This window comes from Campylobacter sp. CNRCH_2016_3089 (assembly GCF_025772505.1).
Taxonomy (GTDB): domain Bacteria; phylum Campylobacterota; class Campylobacteria; order Campylobacterales; family Campylobacteraceae; genus Campylobacter_D; species Campylobacter_D lari_D.
Map to the genome: position 1 here is coordinate 73,559 of NZ_JAKMSF010000001.1, position 15,682 is coordinate 89,240.

Genomic DNA, 15,682 nt, shown 5'->3' on the forward strand with positions numbered 1-15,682 from the left:
TTGTTATTGATTATAGCTTAAATAAGTTAAATGTATTTTAACTCGTCAGGTTTTTGTTTATTTTTAATAATCTTTTTAGCTATTTTTATACTATCTGCTGTACCAACGATTAACAATTTTGCACCAGTGCCTATTAAAGTGTCTCCTCTTGGCATAGGGGTAAATTTTTTATTTTCCAAAATTCCTACTATGCTAACATTTGCCATATCTCTTAAATGGATTTCTTTTAGTCTTTTAAATCTCACCCATGACTCGTCAGGAATTTTAACCTCTTCTAAATCAATAGGGCTATTTTTTTTGTAAAGATAATTTTCTAATAAATTTTCCATATCAGGTCTTGCTGACATAGCACTAAGTCTTTGTGCGACCAATTTTGTAGCAGAAACTATGGAATTTGCTCCAAGTTTTTTGAGTTTTTCAGTTTCGTCTTCATTGCTTGAGCTAGCTAGTATAAAATAAGGATTGATTCTTTGTAATTCTTTTTCAAACAATCTCACTGAAGCAATGATGGCTATATTATCTGCTATGTTATTGCTAAGAGTAATTACACCTTTTGCGCTAGAAAGATTGGTCTTTAAAAAGGCTATATTTGTATGTGGGGCACTTTCTATATAATAAGGATAATTATATTTTTCAGCTATCTCGCTAAAATTTTCTATTTCATCAACAACAACAAAAGGAATGTGATTTTCTTTGAATTGCTGTGCTAGTTCTATGGTAAAATCATTGTGATAGCATATTACAAAATGATTTTTTAATCTTGCAACTTTATGAAGCATTCTTCTCTCCTTGATTATTTTAGACAAGATTCCTTTTTTTACTATTTCTATCACTAAACCCATGCAAAAAGTAAATATTGTAAAAGTTAATAATACATATATAACGGTAAAAATTCTACCCGCTGTTGGTATGGGATTGACTTCAGTGTAGCCTAAAGTGGTAAATGTCATACCAGCTTGGTAAATAGCATCATTGAGATTATAATTACTTGTAAGCATATAACCAAAAGCTCCAATTAGTGTCATTATTACGACAGCAATAAGAGGAATTCTTAAAAATCTAAGTTGCTCGTAAAGCTCGTCATTGAGGTTGATTGAAGGTTTTGGAGAAGGGGACCAATTGAGGAATTTTTGTAGCTTTTTCAAAAAAGACATAATAATTCCTCGTTTATATTAAGGATTATTTGCTACTCTGTTTTTTAAGTGTTCTTAAAGTTGAAGCAGCAACTCTAACTTTTCTAGTAGTTCCATCTTCTAAAGTAATACGAACTGTTCTTAAATTTGGCAAAAAGCGTCTTTTAGTTTTGTTGTTAGCATGGCTAACATTGTTACCTACCATAGGTCCTTTTCCTGTAATTTGGCAAATTCTTGACATAAATTTTTCCTTATGAAATAAAAATAATTTTTAGCATTATATCTAAAGCAAGCTTAAAAAAATCAAATATTATTAAAAATACATAAAGAAAATTTGATAATAAGTATGATAAAATTATTTTTTATTTTATTGGAGATATATAATGTATGTAGCGCCAAGTTTATTGTCTGCAAATTTTTTAAACTTAGAAAATGAGATTAAAGAAGTATCTCAAGCGGGAGCTGATTTGTTGCACATTGATGTGATGGATGGACATTTTGTGCCAAATCTTACTTTTGGTCCTTGTGTGATTGAAAATATTTCAAAAATTACTTCAGTGCCTTTAGATGTGCATTTAATGGTGCATAATGTTAGTAGTTTTGTAGATTTATTTATACCTATAAAACCAAAATTTATTAGTTTTCATTTAGAAGCTGAAAACCATCCTATTAGAGTGTGTGAGTATATAAGAAAAAACGGCATTCATCCTGCTATTGTATTAAATCCACATACTCCAGTTTCAAGCATAGAACATATTTTAGAATTTGTAGATATGGTGCTTTTAATGAGTGTTAATCCAGGCTTTGGCGGCCAAAGTTTTTTACCTTTGGTGTATAATAAAATTCGCCAGTTAAGAGAAATGATAGATAGGAAAAATCTTAAAGTTTTTATAGAGGTTGATGGTGGGGTAAATGGCTTAAATGCACCTGATTTGGATGAAGCAGGAGCTGATATTTTAGTCGCGGGTAGTTATATTTTTTCTTCGCAAGATAAAAAAACAGCAATTAATTCTTTAAAGCTTGAATTTTGAGCCAACAACAAATCGATGATTTAATCATCAAACTAAGCAAAGAAAATAAACCTTTTCCTTGGGTTTTAAGAGAACTTGCAAAAATAGAAGAATTAAACCACTATGATTTTGATTTATATATTTTTGAGCTTTTAGGACTAGGGGTAGAGCTTAATGCACAAAATTGTTTGTGTTTAAAAAGTAAAAATACAAAAATAAAAGATGAGATATTTTGTGTTGTAGATATTGAAAGTACTGGCGGGATAAAAAGTGGTCAAATTTTAGAAATAGGTGCTGTAAAAATTCAAAATTATAAAGAAATTGATAGATTTGAGAGTTTTGTAAAAGTAGAAAGCATACCTGAAAATATTACAGAATTAACTGGGATTAGTTTAGATATGGTAGAAAATGCTCCTTCTTTGAAAGCTGTGTTAAATGATTTTAAGTTATTTTTAAAAGATAGCATTTTTGTAGCACACAATGTGCGTTTTGATTATCATTTTATATCTAAAGCTATGTATGAAAATGATTTTGGAGTACTTTTAAATAGAAGATTATGTACTATTGATTTAGCTAAAAAATGCATTGAAAGTCCCAAATACGGCCTTGATGCTCTAAAAGAGTTTTTGTGTATTGAAAGTAAGCATCATAGAGCTTTAAGCGATGCTTTGGCCGCAAGTGAAATTTTGAAATACTGTCTTAAAAAAATTCCTTTTTACATTAAAACTACTGAAGAATTGTTACATTTTAGCAAGCAAGCTAAAAATCAAACAAAAAAATAAACTTTGTTTTGTATTTATTGCTATACTTCTTTTGCATAAATGACGGGAGCTTGTGATACAGGCTGAGAGTAAGCTAAAAGCTTAGACCGCACCAGAACTAGGTAATACTAGCGTTGGGATAATTTATCAACTACTCACATACCCTTCATTTATCCAAAATTATTTCAAGGATAAATTCAAATGAAAACTCAAATGTCTTATGCAAAAGAAGGAATTTTCACAAAGCAAATGCAAATTGTTGCACAAAAAGAACAAGTAAGTGAAGGTTTTTTACTTGAAAATATAGCATGTGGAAAAATCATCATTCCTGCAAATATCAACCATAAAGCATTAGATCCAAATGGTATTGGCTATGGACTTAAAACGAAAGTAAATGTAAATTTAGGCGTTTCAAATGATTGTGTAGATTATAGTGAAGAGATGAAAAAGGTAGAATTGGCTCACAAATTTAATATAGAAGCTATTATGGATCTTAGTAATTATGGTAAAACTAGTCGTTTTAGAGATGAGCTAATTGCTACTTCAAAAGCTATGATAGGTACTGTGCCTGTTTATGATGCGGTAGGTTTTTTAGAAAAAGATTTAAAAGATATTAAAGCAAAAGATTTTTTAGATGTAGTATATCATCATGCTAAAAGTGGAGTGGATTTTATGACAATTCACGCAGGGATAAATTCTCGTGCTGCTAGGGTTTTTAAAGAGTGTGATAGGATTACTAATATAGTTTCAAGAGGAGGTTCAGTTCTTTATGCTTGGATGCAAATGAATGATGCTGAAAATCCATTCTATGAATATTATGATGATTTGCTTGCTATATGTAAGGAATTTGATGTGACACTTTCTTTGGGTGATGCACTAAGACCTGGTTGTACTCATGATGCAAGTGATGGAGCTCAAATTGCTGAACTTATAGAACTTTCATTGCTAACCAAAAGAGCATGGGCTCAAGATGTGCAAGTGATGATAGAAGGACCTGGTCATATGGCTATTAACGAAATAGAAGCTAACATGCAACTTGAAAAAAGAATTTGCAATGGAGCTCCATTTTATGTTTTAGGACCATTAGTTACTGATATAGGTGCAGGATATGATCATATAAGTGGAGCAATTGGTGGAGCAGTTGCAGCAGCAGCTGGTGCTGATATACTTTGTTATGTAACTCCTGCTGAACATTTAAGACTTCCAAATTTAGAAGATGTAAGAGATGGTATAGTAGCAACTAAAATAGCAGCTCATGCAGGAGATATAGCCAAGCTTCCCAAAGAAAGAAAAATAGATGATGAAATGAGTAAAGCAAGACAAGATATTGATTGGGAAAAAATGTTTAAATTAGCAATTGATGGAGAAAAGGCTAAGAAAATGTTTAATGAAAGAAAGCCTGAAGAACTTAATTCTTGTTCAATGTGTGGAAAAATGTGTGCTATGAACACTATGAATAAAATTTTAAAAGGTGAGGATGTAAGTTTGATAAAAGAATAAACCCTCGATTGCGAGGGTTTATTTTGATTAATCTATTACTTTATAATTATAAGGTTTTAGATTTTTATCATCTTCAAGAAGTTTTGCTGGTGGATTACCATTTACTTCTTGGTGTTTATAGTAGCGATCACCTGCTTTATTACCATTTAGATCTACTTTATAGTGAATTTCACCTGGATTTAATTTTTGAATATCTTCAAAACCTAAATTTGAAGTTTTGAAATCTTTAATGCCATTTTTGGCTGCAATTTCTGCTAGCTTAGTTTGTCCTTGTCTTGACATATCAACTGATTGTAAAAGTATTCTTGAAGCTTCTCTAGGATTGTGGAAACCTGTTGAGTTTTCAGCACCTACAAAGTCTGCTCTAATTTGAGATTTTCTATGTAGTTCTAATACTTCTTTTAATTCAGTCGAAATTTTAGCATCATCTGCTTTGCCATCAGTTTGAAATTTAGGCATTTTTCCAAGTTCTGCACGAATAGTTTCTATATCTTTAATCAAGCTTACTAAAGAATATTCAGCTGTTCTTAAATCATGGGCTACTGAATTTTGAATATCTTTTACTTGTTTAGCTAGATAGCTTTCGCTTTGAGTGTGACAAGTTTTACAAGCTGAGTTAATATCAACTAAAGGTGAAGTAATATTGTGGTTAGTAACTTTTTTTGCACCTTTTCTAATATAAGGCATATGACAATCTGCACAACTTACACCATTTGCAGCATGTACTCCACCACTATAAAGTTCGCTTTCTGGGTGTTGAATTTTAATCATTGGTGCTTTTGTGATTTTATGAACCCAATCACTTGGAAAATTTTCTCTATTTTTTTCATAATAATCATCAATCATTTCTATTCTAAATGGCTCGCCTTTTTTCCACTCACTCCATGGAAATGCTAGCTCTATACCATCAACTTCGATTTCAACTGGCTTGTTACCATCTCTCCAAGAATCAAACTCATCATAAGTTTTTTGAGTGCCATTCCACCATTTTTTAGAACTATCATTAGCAATACTTTCGCCTATAGTTTTCACTTTAGTGCCTGTTGGTTTGAAGTAGTATTCAACATGACATTGAGAGCATACTAAAGTTCTCATTTCGCTTCTTGAAGCTTTAATGCCTTGTTTTTCGTCTGCTTCATAACCTCTTGAAATTAATGCTTTAATTAAAGCTGGTCTTGTAAGTCTTAAACTCATATCTGTTGGGTTATGGCAATCTGCGCATGTTACACCCATTCTTTTTCCACCATGAGGTCCGCTGTGTTCAGGTGAGTTTTCTTTAGCTCCATTTACAGCTGGGATAGTTTTAACCATAGTCCAATATTTTGCAGAGTTAAATGCTACCCAATCGCCTTTTGCAGTGTTGTTTAAAAGCCATGGAGTCCATCCGCTATGGCAGTTCATACAAGCTGTTGGTTGACCGCCAAATCCTGTAAAACCATGTGCATTTAAGAAATCTTTATTATTTCTAGCTGTATCCATTTGATCTACTTGAACCCAAAAGTGTCCTCTTTCTTCATTGGCATCAATGCTAAATGGATAACCTGCCCAAAGAACAGTTAGTTGTGGATAGCGAATAAGCTTTGAATAAGCTAAATTTCCACCAAATTCTGTTGCATTAGGTGTTTGTTTTTCTACTGCTGTGTGCATGTCTAAATAATCAGGAAAGTTCTTTCCCCAGTAATCAAAAGTAGGATTTTCATCACCAAGTTTTACAATTTCTTGTGAAATGATCCCACCTACTGAATCATTTGTTTTAGCTGTAATGTCCTGATTAAGCCATAATACACCTGCAATAGCTACTATAGTAGCACTTATAGCACTATATAAAATGCCTTTGTTATTCATTAAATACTCCTTTCATTTAAAATCCTCTCTTATGACCAACACCTTGGTGGCAAGATACACAACTTAAAGCATTATCTTTATGTGGATCTAGGGTAGGGTTGATAGTGTTACTCGCAATTTCTTTGTGACATTCTATACAGTTATTTTGGACTATTTCTTTACTTTTTGCATTTGCACTCAAATGTGTAGGTAAAGAATCTAGTTTGAAAGTAAATGCATAAGCATGTCCTAAGCCACTTTGAGCTTTAGCAATCCATTTTTCAAAAAAGCTATGTGGCAAATGGCAATCATTACAGGTTGCTCTTGGTTTACCATCAACTTCTTTAGAGTGCGAAGCTTTCAAATAATCATTATAAACCTCGTTCATAATATGGCAATTATTACAGCTTTCACTAGCATCGCTAAAATAAGAAGTGCCCTTAGCATTATGGAAAGTATACATTCCAACTCCTGCTAAAATTACAAGTAAGAAGAGGAAAACAGCAAAAAGTTTTGAGTTTGCTTTTTTCAAAGTCTCTCCTTTGAATGAAGTTTAAGTTACAAGAACTTGTGTATAATTATATAACACCATAAAGGTAAAAAAGTAAATATATATTTATTAATCATTTATTATTTTTTTAATAAGATAAAAAAAGTGTTATTTTTTTATATAATTATATTTACTATTATACAAATAAAATAAATTTTAATGAAAGAAATACTAAAATATAAATATCTAGAAATAAAGGTAGGTATATCATGCAAATTCAACCATCAATGTATATTAACAGAGAACTTTCTTGGCTTGCGTTTAATTCTCGTGTTTTAGATCAATGCTCTAAAGATCTTCCTTTGCTTGAAAAACTTAAATTTATTGCTATATACTGTACAAATTTAGATGAGTTTTATATGATAAGAGTGGCTGGATTAAAACAACTTTTTGTGGCAGGAATAAGCACAACAAGCAATGATGAAATGACTCCTCTTGCGCAACTTAAAGCTATTAGAAATTATCTACATGAAGAAAAATATGTAGTAGAGCAGTATTTTACTAAAATTACCCAAGATTTAGAAAAAGAAAATTTGTTTATTCGCTCATACGAAGAACTTGATGAGGATTTAAAACAGCAATGTAATGAGCATTTTTTTTCTAATATTTTTCCTGTGATAGTTCCAATTGCAGTTGATGCAACTCATCCTTTTCCGCATTTAAATAACCTTTCATTTTCTTTAGCGGTAAAACTTTGTGATCCTATGCACCCTGAACTTTTAAAATTTGGCATGATACGCATACCTAGGGTTTTACCAAGATTTTATCAAGTAAGTTCTAATATTTATGTGCCTATAGAAAGTATAGTACGCTATCATACTGAGCATATTTTTCCTGGCTATAAGCTCTTATCTTCTGCTGCTTTTAGAGTAACTAGAAATGCAGATATGGAAATAGAAGAAGAAGAAGCTGATGATTTTATGTTGATTTTAGAGCAGGGTTTAAAACTTCGTAGAAAAGGTGCTTTTATACGCTTGCAAATAGAAAAAGGTGCAGATGAGCAGTTGATTGAATTTTTAAGTTCTCATATGAATATTTTTCATAAAGATATTTATGAGTATAATATACTTTTAAATTTAGCTTCATTATGGCAAATCATTTCCAACAAAGAATTTACACATTTGCTAAATCCTATGTATACACCAAAAATTTTACCACCTTTTGGGGATAATGTATCTATATTTAGTGCAATAGATAAACAAGATATTTTGGCTATACAGCCTTATGAGAGTTTTGAGCCTGTATATCAATTTATCAAAGAGGCAAGTAAAGATCCTAAGGTTGTTTCTATAAGAATGACTCTTTATAGAGTAGAAAAAAATTCAAACATAGTTCAAGCTTTAATTGATGCAGCAAGCGATGGCAAACAAGTTACTGTAATGGTAGAATTAAAAGCGCGTTTTGATGAGGAAAATAACTTGCATTGGGCAAAATCATTAGAAAATGCAGGGGCTCATGTGGTATATGGAATCACTGGTTTTAAAGTGCATGCAAAAGTAGCTCAAGTGATTAGAAAAGAAGGGGATAAATTAAAAATTTATAATCATTTAAGTACGGGTAATTACAATGCAAGTTCAGCTAAAATTTATACTGATGTGAGTTATTTTACTTCAAAAGAAGAATATTCTCAAGATACTACAACTTTTTTTCACATACTTTCAGGATATAGCAAAAGTCGTCGTTTAAAGACTTTGTCGATGAGTCCAAAGCAAATCAAAGAAAGAATTTTAGATATGATAGCTACTGAAGCAAGCTATGGAAAAGATGGAGTAATCATAGCCAAAATGAATGCTTTGGTAGATGGTGATGTGATTAAAGCTTTATATGAGGCTTCAAATAAAGGTGTTAAAATAGATCTTATTGTGCGTGGAATTTGTTGTTTAAGACCTGGAGTAAAAGGATATAGTGAAAATATAAGAGTTAGAAGTATAGTGGGAAAATATTTAGAACATGCTAGAATTTTATATTTTAAACATACAACACCAAATTATTTTATTTCAAGCGCTGATTGGATGCCAAGGAATTTAGAAAGAAGACTAGAATTAATGACTCCTATTTTTGATGAGCATTCTCGTGCAAAATTGGCTCAAATTTTAAAACTACAATTAAGCGACAATGATTTAGCTTATGAGTTAGACAACGAGGGAAGATATCGTAAGGTTATTTTAAATGAGACAGAAAAAATCAACAATTCTCAACAAACTTTAGAAGAGTATATTAGTAGAATTTTTAATACCTTGAAAAAAGATACTGATCACAGCAGGGCGACGCACTTAGCAACGAAGCTTTTTAGAGATAGCTAATCCTTGCTTTTTTAGCAAGGATTATTTCCAACCTTCTATGTAGTTTTTAAGTTTTCTACCAACTTTTGGGTGTTTAAGTTTTTTTATAGCTGAGCTTTCTATTTGTCTTACTCTTTCTCTTGTGACATTTAATTCTTTACCGATTTCTTCTAAAGTTCTATCACTTTCATCATCCATTAAGCCAAAACGCATTCTAATAACAGCCTTTTCTCTATCATTAAGCTGATCTAAAACTTCATCAATTTGTTCTTTTAAATCATCTTTTAAGATGTGATCCATAGGTGAAATTGAGGTTCTATCTTCTACAAAATCTCCAAATTTACCATCATCCTCGTTGCTAATAGGTGCTTCTAGGGAAATTGGTTCTTTAGTAATTTTAATAACTTGTTTTACTTTATCTATACTAAGTCCTACTTCTTTTGCAATAATACTTACATCCGGTTCTTTACCTTCTTTTTGCAAATACTCGCGAATGATTTTATTGATTTGATTGATAGTTTCTATCATATGAATAGGAATTCTTATAGTTCTTGCTTGATCAGCAATTGCTCTTGAAATAGCTTGTCTAATCCACCAAGTTGCATAGGTTGAAAACTTATAACCGCGTTTGTATTCAAATTTATCTACCGCTTTCATTAAGCCTATGTTGCCTTCTTGGATTAAATCTAAAAATGGTAATCCGCGGTTAGTATATCTTTTGGCAATGCTTACAACTAAGCGTAAATTTGATTTTGCCATTCTAGTTTTAGCCTCATCAGATATTTTTTTACCGCGTTTGATTTGCTCTAGAATTTCTTTTAATTGATCTTTTTCTAAATCAAAAGAATTTTGGCTGGCCTCTTTAGTTTGAATAAGTTTTTTAATCTCCATATAAGTGCTTACCATGGTAGTTTCTAAAGCACGCTCGGCTATTTCTTCTTTGCTAAGTTTGGTAATATCTTTTAAAATATCTTGGTGTCTTTGTTTTAATTCTTCTGAAAACATCGGTAAGCGATACTCCAAGCGTTTTAATTCTTTATCAAATTCCTCATCACTTTTTAATGCTGTTTCCATAGATTTTACTATTTCAGAAATAAGTTTTGATGTTGGACCTAGATCCATTAGTTTTTCTTTTAGTATATTTTTCTTAAAAGCAATTATGAGTTTATCTAATAGTTCATCATCATTTTTTTCTGCATTAATAGTAGATATAGTTTTTAACCATTCTTTTTTTGCTTTTTCTAATGCTTTAAAGCTTTCTATGACTTTTAAAGTTCTTTCATCTTCTTTTTTATTTGTTTTTTTAGGTTTTTTTTCATTAGAATTTTCATTTTCCTCATTTTCATTTTCTTCTTCAGAGTCTATTTCTTCATCGCTTTTATCATCATCGCTTTTATCATCATCCTCAAAGCTTTTAAAAAGCTCTTTCACTCTTCTTTCTCTATTAATTAAAGGTTCTTTATAATCAAGTATAAAATCAATCAAATAAGGCACAGAACAAAAAGCATCGATGATAATGTCTTCGCCTAGCTCAATCTTTTTAGAAATTTCAATTTCTTCATCTTTATTTAAAAGAGCAATTTGTCCCATTTCTCTTAAATACATTCTTACAGGAGAGTCTGATCTGCTCCACTCAAGTAAATCATTTTCATTGGCTAAATCAAATTCATTTTCCAAACTTGTATCTTGTAATTTTTGTTTTTCCTCTTGTAGCTTTTTTGCTTCTTCTAAATTTCTTTTTTTGGCAATTTCAGCTGAAGAGATTAATTCTACTTTATATTTATCCATTAGATCACGGATTTTTTTTGCACTTGTTGCGTTTGGAAGCTTTGCAAAATACTTGACAAGTTTTTCATATGTGATATAATCTTTAGAATTTTCTTTGAAAAGTTCTTCTAAAACATTAGTTTCATTAGCCATGGATACCCCTTGTATTTAAGTAATGAGTGTAAAACTAAATATTATGCCTAAAAATTAATTAAAAACAAATAAAAATATTTTGGAACGACTTTTGCTTTGTTAGTGAAAAATTAAGATTTTAGTTAGGAAAAATAATGCAAAATGGGTATTATCAAGCCACCGGTGCTATGGTTACGCAATTTAATCGCTTAGATGTTGTAACTAACAATCTAGCAAATGTAAATACAAGTGGCTATAAAAGAGATAATGTTGTTATTGCAGATTTTAAAAGGATTTTTAAAGAAACTCAAGATGAGTTACCTATACAAAATCACACAAGAGATGCTGCAAGATTTGTTAATACAACTATAGATAGAGTTCCGCAGGTTAATCATGTCTATACAAATTTTAGTGTAGGTTCTATGAAAATGACGCATAATCCTTTGGATTTAGCTCTTACTCGCGAAGATACTTTTTACTTGATTAAAACAAATAATGGTGAAATAAGATTAAGTCAAGATGGAAATTTCCAACTTGATGATGAGGGTTATTTGGTAAATCGTCAAGGATACAGAGTTTTAAGTAGTGATTATTTTAATAATCCCGAAAATGATGGCATACGCATAGGAGATTCTACTTCTTTTATTAATGTGGATAAAAATGGAATTATCAGTGCAGCTAATCAAAATATTGCAAGATTATTTGTAGCACAAGTTGATGATTTAAGAGATTTGCAAAAAGATGGCGATAATATGTATAAAATTGATAATTTAAACAAGATTAGAGATTTACCAAATTCAAATGCCATTAAGCAAGGTTTTACTCAAGGATCAAATGTTAATCCAGTTACAGAAATGGTAGGATTAATTGAGGCAAATAGAATGGTTGAGATGTATCAAAAAGTTATGACATCTCATATGGATGATTTAAATCAAGAAGCTATTAATAAATTAGCAAGTACTAAATAAACTAAGGATAGATAAAATGTTAAGATCATTATACACAGCAGCATCAGGGATGGTATCGCAACAAACACAAATTGATGTGACTTCAAATAATATTTCAAATGTTAATACAGTAGGTTATAAAAAATCGCGTGCAGAATTTGCAGATTTGATGTATCAAACGATGAAATATGCAGGAACTTCAACCTCAAGCACCACAAAACATCCAAGCGGCATTGAAGTAGGGCTTGGAGCAAGAGTAACAGCTGTAAGTAAAATTTTTAGTGAAGGTAGTTTAAAACAAACATCAACTTCAGGTCTTGATATGGCAATTGCTGGTAATAATGGCTTTTTCCAAATTCAAATGCCTGATGGAACTATAGCTTATACTAGAAATGGTCAATTTACTAAAGATGCTGAAGGAAACATAGTAAATTCAGATGGTTATAGACTTTTACCGGAAATGACTATACCTGAAGATGCTATTGCTATAAATGTTGCAAGCGATGGGACAGTTTCAGTAATGCAGCCAGGAAATACAGCTGAAACTCAAATAGGACAAATTGAACTTGTAAATTTTATCAATCCTGCAGGTTTACATGCTTTAGGGGATAATCTTTTAGTAGAAACTGATGCAAGTGGGGCGCCTATTGCAGGTATAGCGGGCGAGAACGGTTTTTCTGTCATCAAACACGGCTTTGTGGAGCTTAGTAATGTTCAACTTGTAGAGGAAATGACTGATCTTATTACAGGACAAAGAGCTTACGAAGCAGGCTCAAAAGCAATCACTACAAGTGATGATATGCTTGGAATTGTAAATCAATTAAAACGCTAGAATTAACTAGCGTTTATAATATGTAAAAATATTTAAAAATATACTAAAAAACTCCTATTTATAAATACTTATAAAATATTCTTTTTTATAATTTAAATTTTATCATTAATGTAGTAATATTTTTTAGATGTATTAAAATACATTGAATAAACAATAACGAGGGATATAATGAACAGAAGAGACTTCATTAAAAACACCGCTATTGCTAGTGCTTGTGGTGTTGCAGGTCTTAGTGTTCCAAGTAGTGTACTTGCTAATACTGAGAATAAATGGCGTTGGGATAAGGCTGTTTGTAGATTTTGTGGTACAGGCTGTGGAATTTTAGTTGCAAGTTTAGATGGTAAAATTGTTGCTGTAAAAGGAGATCCAGCAGCTCCTGTAAATCGTGGATTAAATTGTATTAAAGGTTATTTTAATGCAAAAATTATGTATGGAGAAGATCGCTTAGTAACACCTTTACTTCGCGTAAATGCAAAAGGTGAGTTTGATAAAAATGGAAAATTTCAACAAGTTTCTTGGCAAAGAGCCTTTGATGAAATGGAAAAACAATTTAAAAAAGCTTACAAAGAAAAAGGTGTTGAAGGAATTGGAATTTTTGCAAGCGGTCAATATACTATACAAGAAGGATATGCTGCTGCAAAATTAGTAAAAGCTGGTTTTAGATCAAACAATATAGACCCAAATGCACGCCATTGTATGGCTAGTGCGGTTGTTGGTTTTATGCAAACTTTTGGAGTTGATGAGCCTTCTGGCTGTTATGATGATATAGAGCTTACTGATACTATTATTACTTGGGGTGCAAATATGGCAGAAATGCATCCGATTTTATGGTCAAGGGTAAGTGATAGAAAATTAAGTAATTTAGATAAAGTCAAAATTGTAAATTTATCTACTTTTTCTAATAGAACTTCTCATATAGCAGATACTGAAATCATCTTCAAGCCAAATACTGATTTAGCTATTTGGAATTATATCGCTAGAGAGATTGTTTATAATCATCCTGAAGCTATGGATAAAGAATTTATTGAAAAACATTGTATCTTTACAACAGGCTATGCTGATATTGGTTATGGAATGAGAAATAATCCAAACCATCCTAAATTTAAAGCAAGTGAGAAAGATACAGTAGCAAAACAAAATGCTATTATTGTAGATGAAGAAGAAGCGGTATCTTTGGCTTATTTAGGAGTAAAAGCAGGTGATAAATTTGAAATGAAACACCAAAGTGTTCCTGATGCACATTGGGAAATTTCATTTGAAGATTTCAAAAAAGCATTAGAGCCTTATACGCTTGATTATGTTGCTAAAGTTGCTAAAGGTAATGAAGATGAAAGCATTGAAGAATTTAAGAAAAAACTTCAAGAATTAGCAAATTTATATATAGAAAAAAATAGAAAAGTTGTAAGTTTTTGGACTATGGGCTTTAATCAACACACAAGAGGTACTTGGGTGAATGAACAAGCTTATATGGTGCATTTCTTACTTGGTAAACAAGCTAAGCCAGGTAGCGGTGCGTTTTCATTGACAGGGCAACCAAGTGCTTGTGGAACTGCAAGAGAAGTAGGGACTTTTTCGCATCGTTTACCTGCTGATATGGTCGTTGCAAATCCTAAACACAGAGAAATTAGCGAAAAAATTTGGAAAGTTCCGGCAAAAACAATCAATCCTAAACCAGGTGCTCCATACTTAAAAATCATGAGAGATTTAGAAGATGGAAATATCAAATTTGCTTGGGTGCAAGTAAATAATCCTTGGCAAAACACTGCTAATGCAAATCACTGGATAGCAGCAGCTAGAGAAATGGATAATTTTATCGTTGTGAGTGATTGCTACCCAGGAATTAGTGCTAAGGTGGCAGATTTAATTTTACCAAGTGCTATGATTTATGAAAAATGGGGTGCTTATGGTAATGCTGAAAGAAGAACTCAACACTGGAAACAGCAAGTGCTGCCTGTAGGTGAGGCTATGAGTGATACTTGGCAAATTATGGAATTTGCAAAACGCTTTAAATTAAAAGAAGTTTGGGGTGAAACTAAGGTAAATGATAAACTTACTCTGCCAAGTGTTTTAGAAGAAGCTAAAGCTATGGGTTATAGTGAAGATGATACTTTATATGATGTATTATTTGCAAACAAAGAAGCAAAATCTTTCAAAGCAAACGATTCTATTGCAAAAGGATTTGATAATAGTGATGTTAATGGCGATGAAAGAAAAATTATAGGTAGTGATGGTAAAGAATTTACCGGCTATGGCTTTTTCGTTCAAAAATACCTTTGGGAAGAATACCGTAAATTTGGTTTAGGTCATGGCCATGATTTAGCTGATTTTGATACTTATCATAAAGTAAGAGGTTTAAGATGGCCTGTGGTAAATGGTAAAGAAACACAATGGAGATTTAATACTAAATTTGATTATTATGCTAAAAAAGCAGCTCCAAATTCAGATTTTGCATTTTATGGTGAATTCGCTAAAGAACTGCCAAAAGGAGATTTACTGGCTCCGCAGACTAAAGAAAAATATAGCTTGAAAAACAAAGTGAAAATTTTCTTTAGACCATTTATGAAAGCTCCTGAAAGACCGAGTGAAGAGTATCCATTTTGGTTATGTACTGGTAGGGTTTTAGAGCATTGGCATAGTGGAACTATGACTATGAGAGTTCCTGAGCTTTTCCGTGCAGTACCTGAAGCACTTTGTTATATGAATGAAGATGATGCTAGGGCAATGAAAATTAATCAAGGTGATATCGTATGGGTACAATCACGCCGTGGTAAAGTAAAAGCTAGAGTAGATTTTCGTGGTAGAAATAAACCATCTAAAGGGCTTGTGTATGTGCCTTGGTTTGATGAGAATGTGTATATTAATAAAGTTACATTAGATGCAACTTGTCCATTGTCTAATCAAACAGATTTCAAAAAATGTGCCGTAAAAATTACTAAAGCATAAA

General features: G+C 31.6%; 12 protein-coding genes and 1 riboswitch. Of the genes, 7 read left to right on the forward strand and 5 right to left on the reverse strand.

The features are described 5' to 3' along the window. Nucleotides 1-26 precede the first annotated feature (26 nt). Nucleotides 27-1,154: a potassium channel family protein gene (locus L8W69_RS00385; RefSeq protein WP_220566855.1), complete on the reverse strand. Its 1,128-nt coding sequence runs from the start codon at nt 1,152-1,154 to the stop codon at nt 27-29. 25 nt (nt 1,155-1,179) lie between these two features. After that, nucleotides 1,180-1,374 (reverse strand): 50S ribosomal protein L28, encoded by a 195-nt coding sequence (rpmB, locus tag L8W69_RS00390; RefSeq protein WP_012661734.1) that lies wholly within the window; start codon nt 1,372-1,374, stop codon nt 1,180-1,182. Nucleotides 1,375-1,516: 142 nt separating this feature from the next. Here rpmB and rpe point away from each other — a divergent pair, with 142 nt between their 5' ends. The 3 genes from rpe to thiC all read left to right on the forward strand — a co-directional run bounded on the left by rpe (nt 1,517) and on the right by thiC (nt 4,404). Next, nucleotides 1,517-2,164: a ribulose-phosphate 3-epimerase gene (gene rpe / locus L8W69_RS00395; protein ID WP_220566854.1), complete on the forward strand. Its 648-nt coding sequence runs from the start codon at nt 1,517-1,519 to the stop codon at nt 2,162-2,164. Beyond that, nucleotides 2,161-2,925: a 3'-5' exonuclease gene (locus L8W69_RS00400; RefSeq protein WP_220566853.1), complete on the forward strand. Its 765-nt coding sequence runs from the start codon at nt 2,161-2,163 to the stop codon at nt 2,923-2,925. Before rpe ends, L8W69_RS00400 begins: the two co-directional genes overlap by 4 nt. Nucleotides 2,926-2,957: 32 nt before the next feature. Continuing rightward, nucleotides 2,958-3,062, forward strand: a riboswitch (TPP riboswitch). Nucleotides 3,063-3,105: 43 nt separating this feature from the next. Continuing rightward, nucleotides 3,106-4,404 (forward strand): phosphomethylpyrimidine synthase ThiC, encoded by a 1,299-nt coding sequence (thiC, locus tag L8W69_RS00405; RefSeq protein ID WP_263660121.1) that lies wholly within the window; start codon nt 3,106-3,108, stop codon nt 4,402-4,404. A gap of 27 nt (nt 4,405-4,431) precedes the next feature. Here thiC and L8W69_RS00410 read toward each other — a convergent pair whose 3' ends face one another. Then, on the reverse strand, nt 4,432-6,249 hold the full coding sequence (locus L8W69_RS00410; RefSeq protein WP_263666145.1) for an ammonia-forming cytochrome c nitrite reductase subunit c552: 1,818 nt from the start codon (nt 6,247-6,249) through the stop codon (nt 4,432-4,434). 16 nt (nt 6,250-6,265) lie between these two features. Further along, nucleotides 6,266-6,760, reverse strand: coding sequence for a cytochrome c nitrite reductase small subunit (gene nrfH, locus L8W69_RS00415; RefSeq protein ID WP_039618639.1), 495 nt, complete (start codon nt 6,758-6,760; stop codon nt 6,266-6,268). A gap of 227 nt (nt 6,761-6,987) precedes the next feature. Here nrfH and L8W69_RS00420 point away from each other — a divergent pair, with 227 nt between their 5' ends. Then, the gene (locus tag L8W69_RS00420; protein ID WP_263664387.1) at nt 6,988-9,081 is read left to right on the forward strand and encodes an RNA degradosome polyphosphate kinase; all 2,094 of its coding nucleotides are present in this window, start codon (nt 6,988-6,990) and stop codon (nt 9,079-9,081) included. A 21-nt stretch (nt 9,082-9,102) separates the two neighbouring features. Here the strand turns inward: L8W69_RS00420 and rpoD are convergent, their stop codons facing one another. Continuing rightward, a complete protein-coding gene (rpoD, locus tag L8W69_RS00425) occupies nt 9,103-10,980 on the reverse strand; it encodes an RNA polymerase sigma factor RpoD (RefSeq protein ID WP_133318727.1) in 1,878 nt (625 codons plus the stop codon). Between the two features lie 134 nt (nt 10,981-11,114). On the opposite strand from rpoD, the gene L8W69_RS00430 reads away from it, so the two are divergent. The 3 genes from L8W69_RS00430 to napA all read left to right on the forward strand — a co-directional run bounded on the left by L8W69_RS00430 (nt 11,115) and on the right by napA (nt 15,681). Continuing rightward, nucleotides 11,115-11,927 carry a flagellar hook-basal body protein gene (locus L8W69_RS00430; protein WP_133318728.1) on the forward strand — a complete coding sequence of 271 codons (813 nt, stop codon included), beginning with the start codon at nt 11,115-11,117 and terminating at the stop codon, nt 11,925-11,927. A gap of 16 nt (nt 11,928-11,943) precedes the next feature. Then, nucleotides 11,944-12,738, forward strand: a complete 795-nt coding sequence (gene flgG, locus L8W69_RS00435; RefSeq protein ID WP_133318729.1) for a flagellar basal-body rod protein FlgG — start codon at nt 11,944-11,946, stop codon at nt 12,736-12,738. Nucleotides 12,739-12,906: 168 nt separating this feature from the next. Further along, nucleotides 12,907-15,681 (forward strand): periplasmic nitrate reductase subunit alpha, encoded by a 2,775-nt coding sequence (gene napA / locus L8W69_RS00440; protein ID WP_263666146.1) that lies wholly within the window; start codon nt 12,907-12,909, stop codon nt 15,679-15,681. Nucleotide 15,682: the final 1 nt, after the last annotated feature.

What these genes read in the sequence shown, in the direction of transcription:
- napA (WP_263666146.1), top strand. Translation starts at nt 12,907, where the DNA reads ATGAACAGAAGAGACTTCATTAAAAACACCGCTATTGCTAGTGCTTGT.
- rpmB (WP_012661734.1), bottom strand. Translation starts at nt 1,374, where the DNA reads ATGTCAAGAATTTGCCAAATTACAGGAAAAGGACCTATGGTAGGTAAC.
- thiC (WP_263660121.1), top strand. Translation starts at nt 3,106, where the DNA reads ATGAAAACTCAAATGTCTTATGCAAAAGAAGGAATTTTCACAAAGCAA.
- L8W69_RS00420 (WP_263664387.1), top strand. Translation starts at nt 6,988, where the DNA reads ATGCAAATTCAACCATCAATGTATATTAACAGAGAACTTTCTTGGCTT.
- rpe (WP_220566854.1), top strand. Translation starts at nt 1,517, where the DNA reads ATGTATGTAGCGCCAAGTTTATTGTCTGCAAATTTTTTAAACTTAGAA.
- rpoD (WP_133318727.1), bottom strand. Translation starts at nt 10,980, where the DNA reads ATGGCTAATGAAACTAATGTTTTAGAAGAACTTTTCAAAGAAAATTCT.
- L8W69_RS00385 (WP_220566855.1), bottom strand. Translation starts at nt 1,154, where the DNA reads ATGTCTTTTTTGAAAAAGCTACAAAAATTCCTCAATTGGTCCCCTTCT.
- L8W69_RS00430 (WP_133318728.1), top strand. Translation starts at nt 11,115, where the DNA reads ATGCAAAATGGGTATTATCAAGCCACCGGTGCTATGGTTACGCAATTT.
- L8W69_RS00410 (WP_263666145.1), bottom strand. Translation starts at nt 6,249, where the DNA reads ATGAATAACAAAGGCATTTTATATAGTGCTATAAGTGCTACTATAGTA.
- flgG (WP_133318729.1), top strand. Translation starts at nt 11,944, where the DNA reads ATGTTAAGATCATTATACACAGCAGCATCAGGGATGGTATCGCAACAA.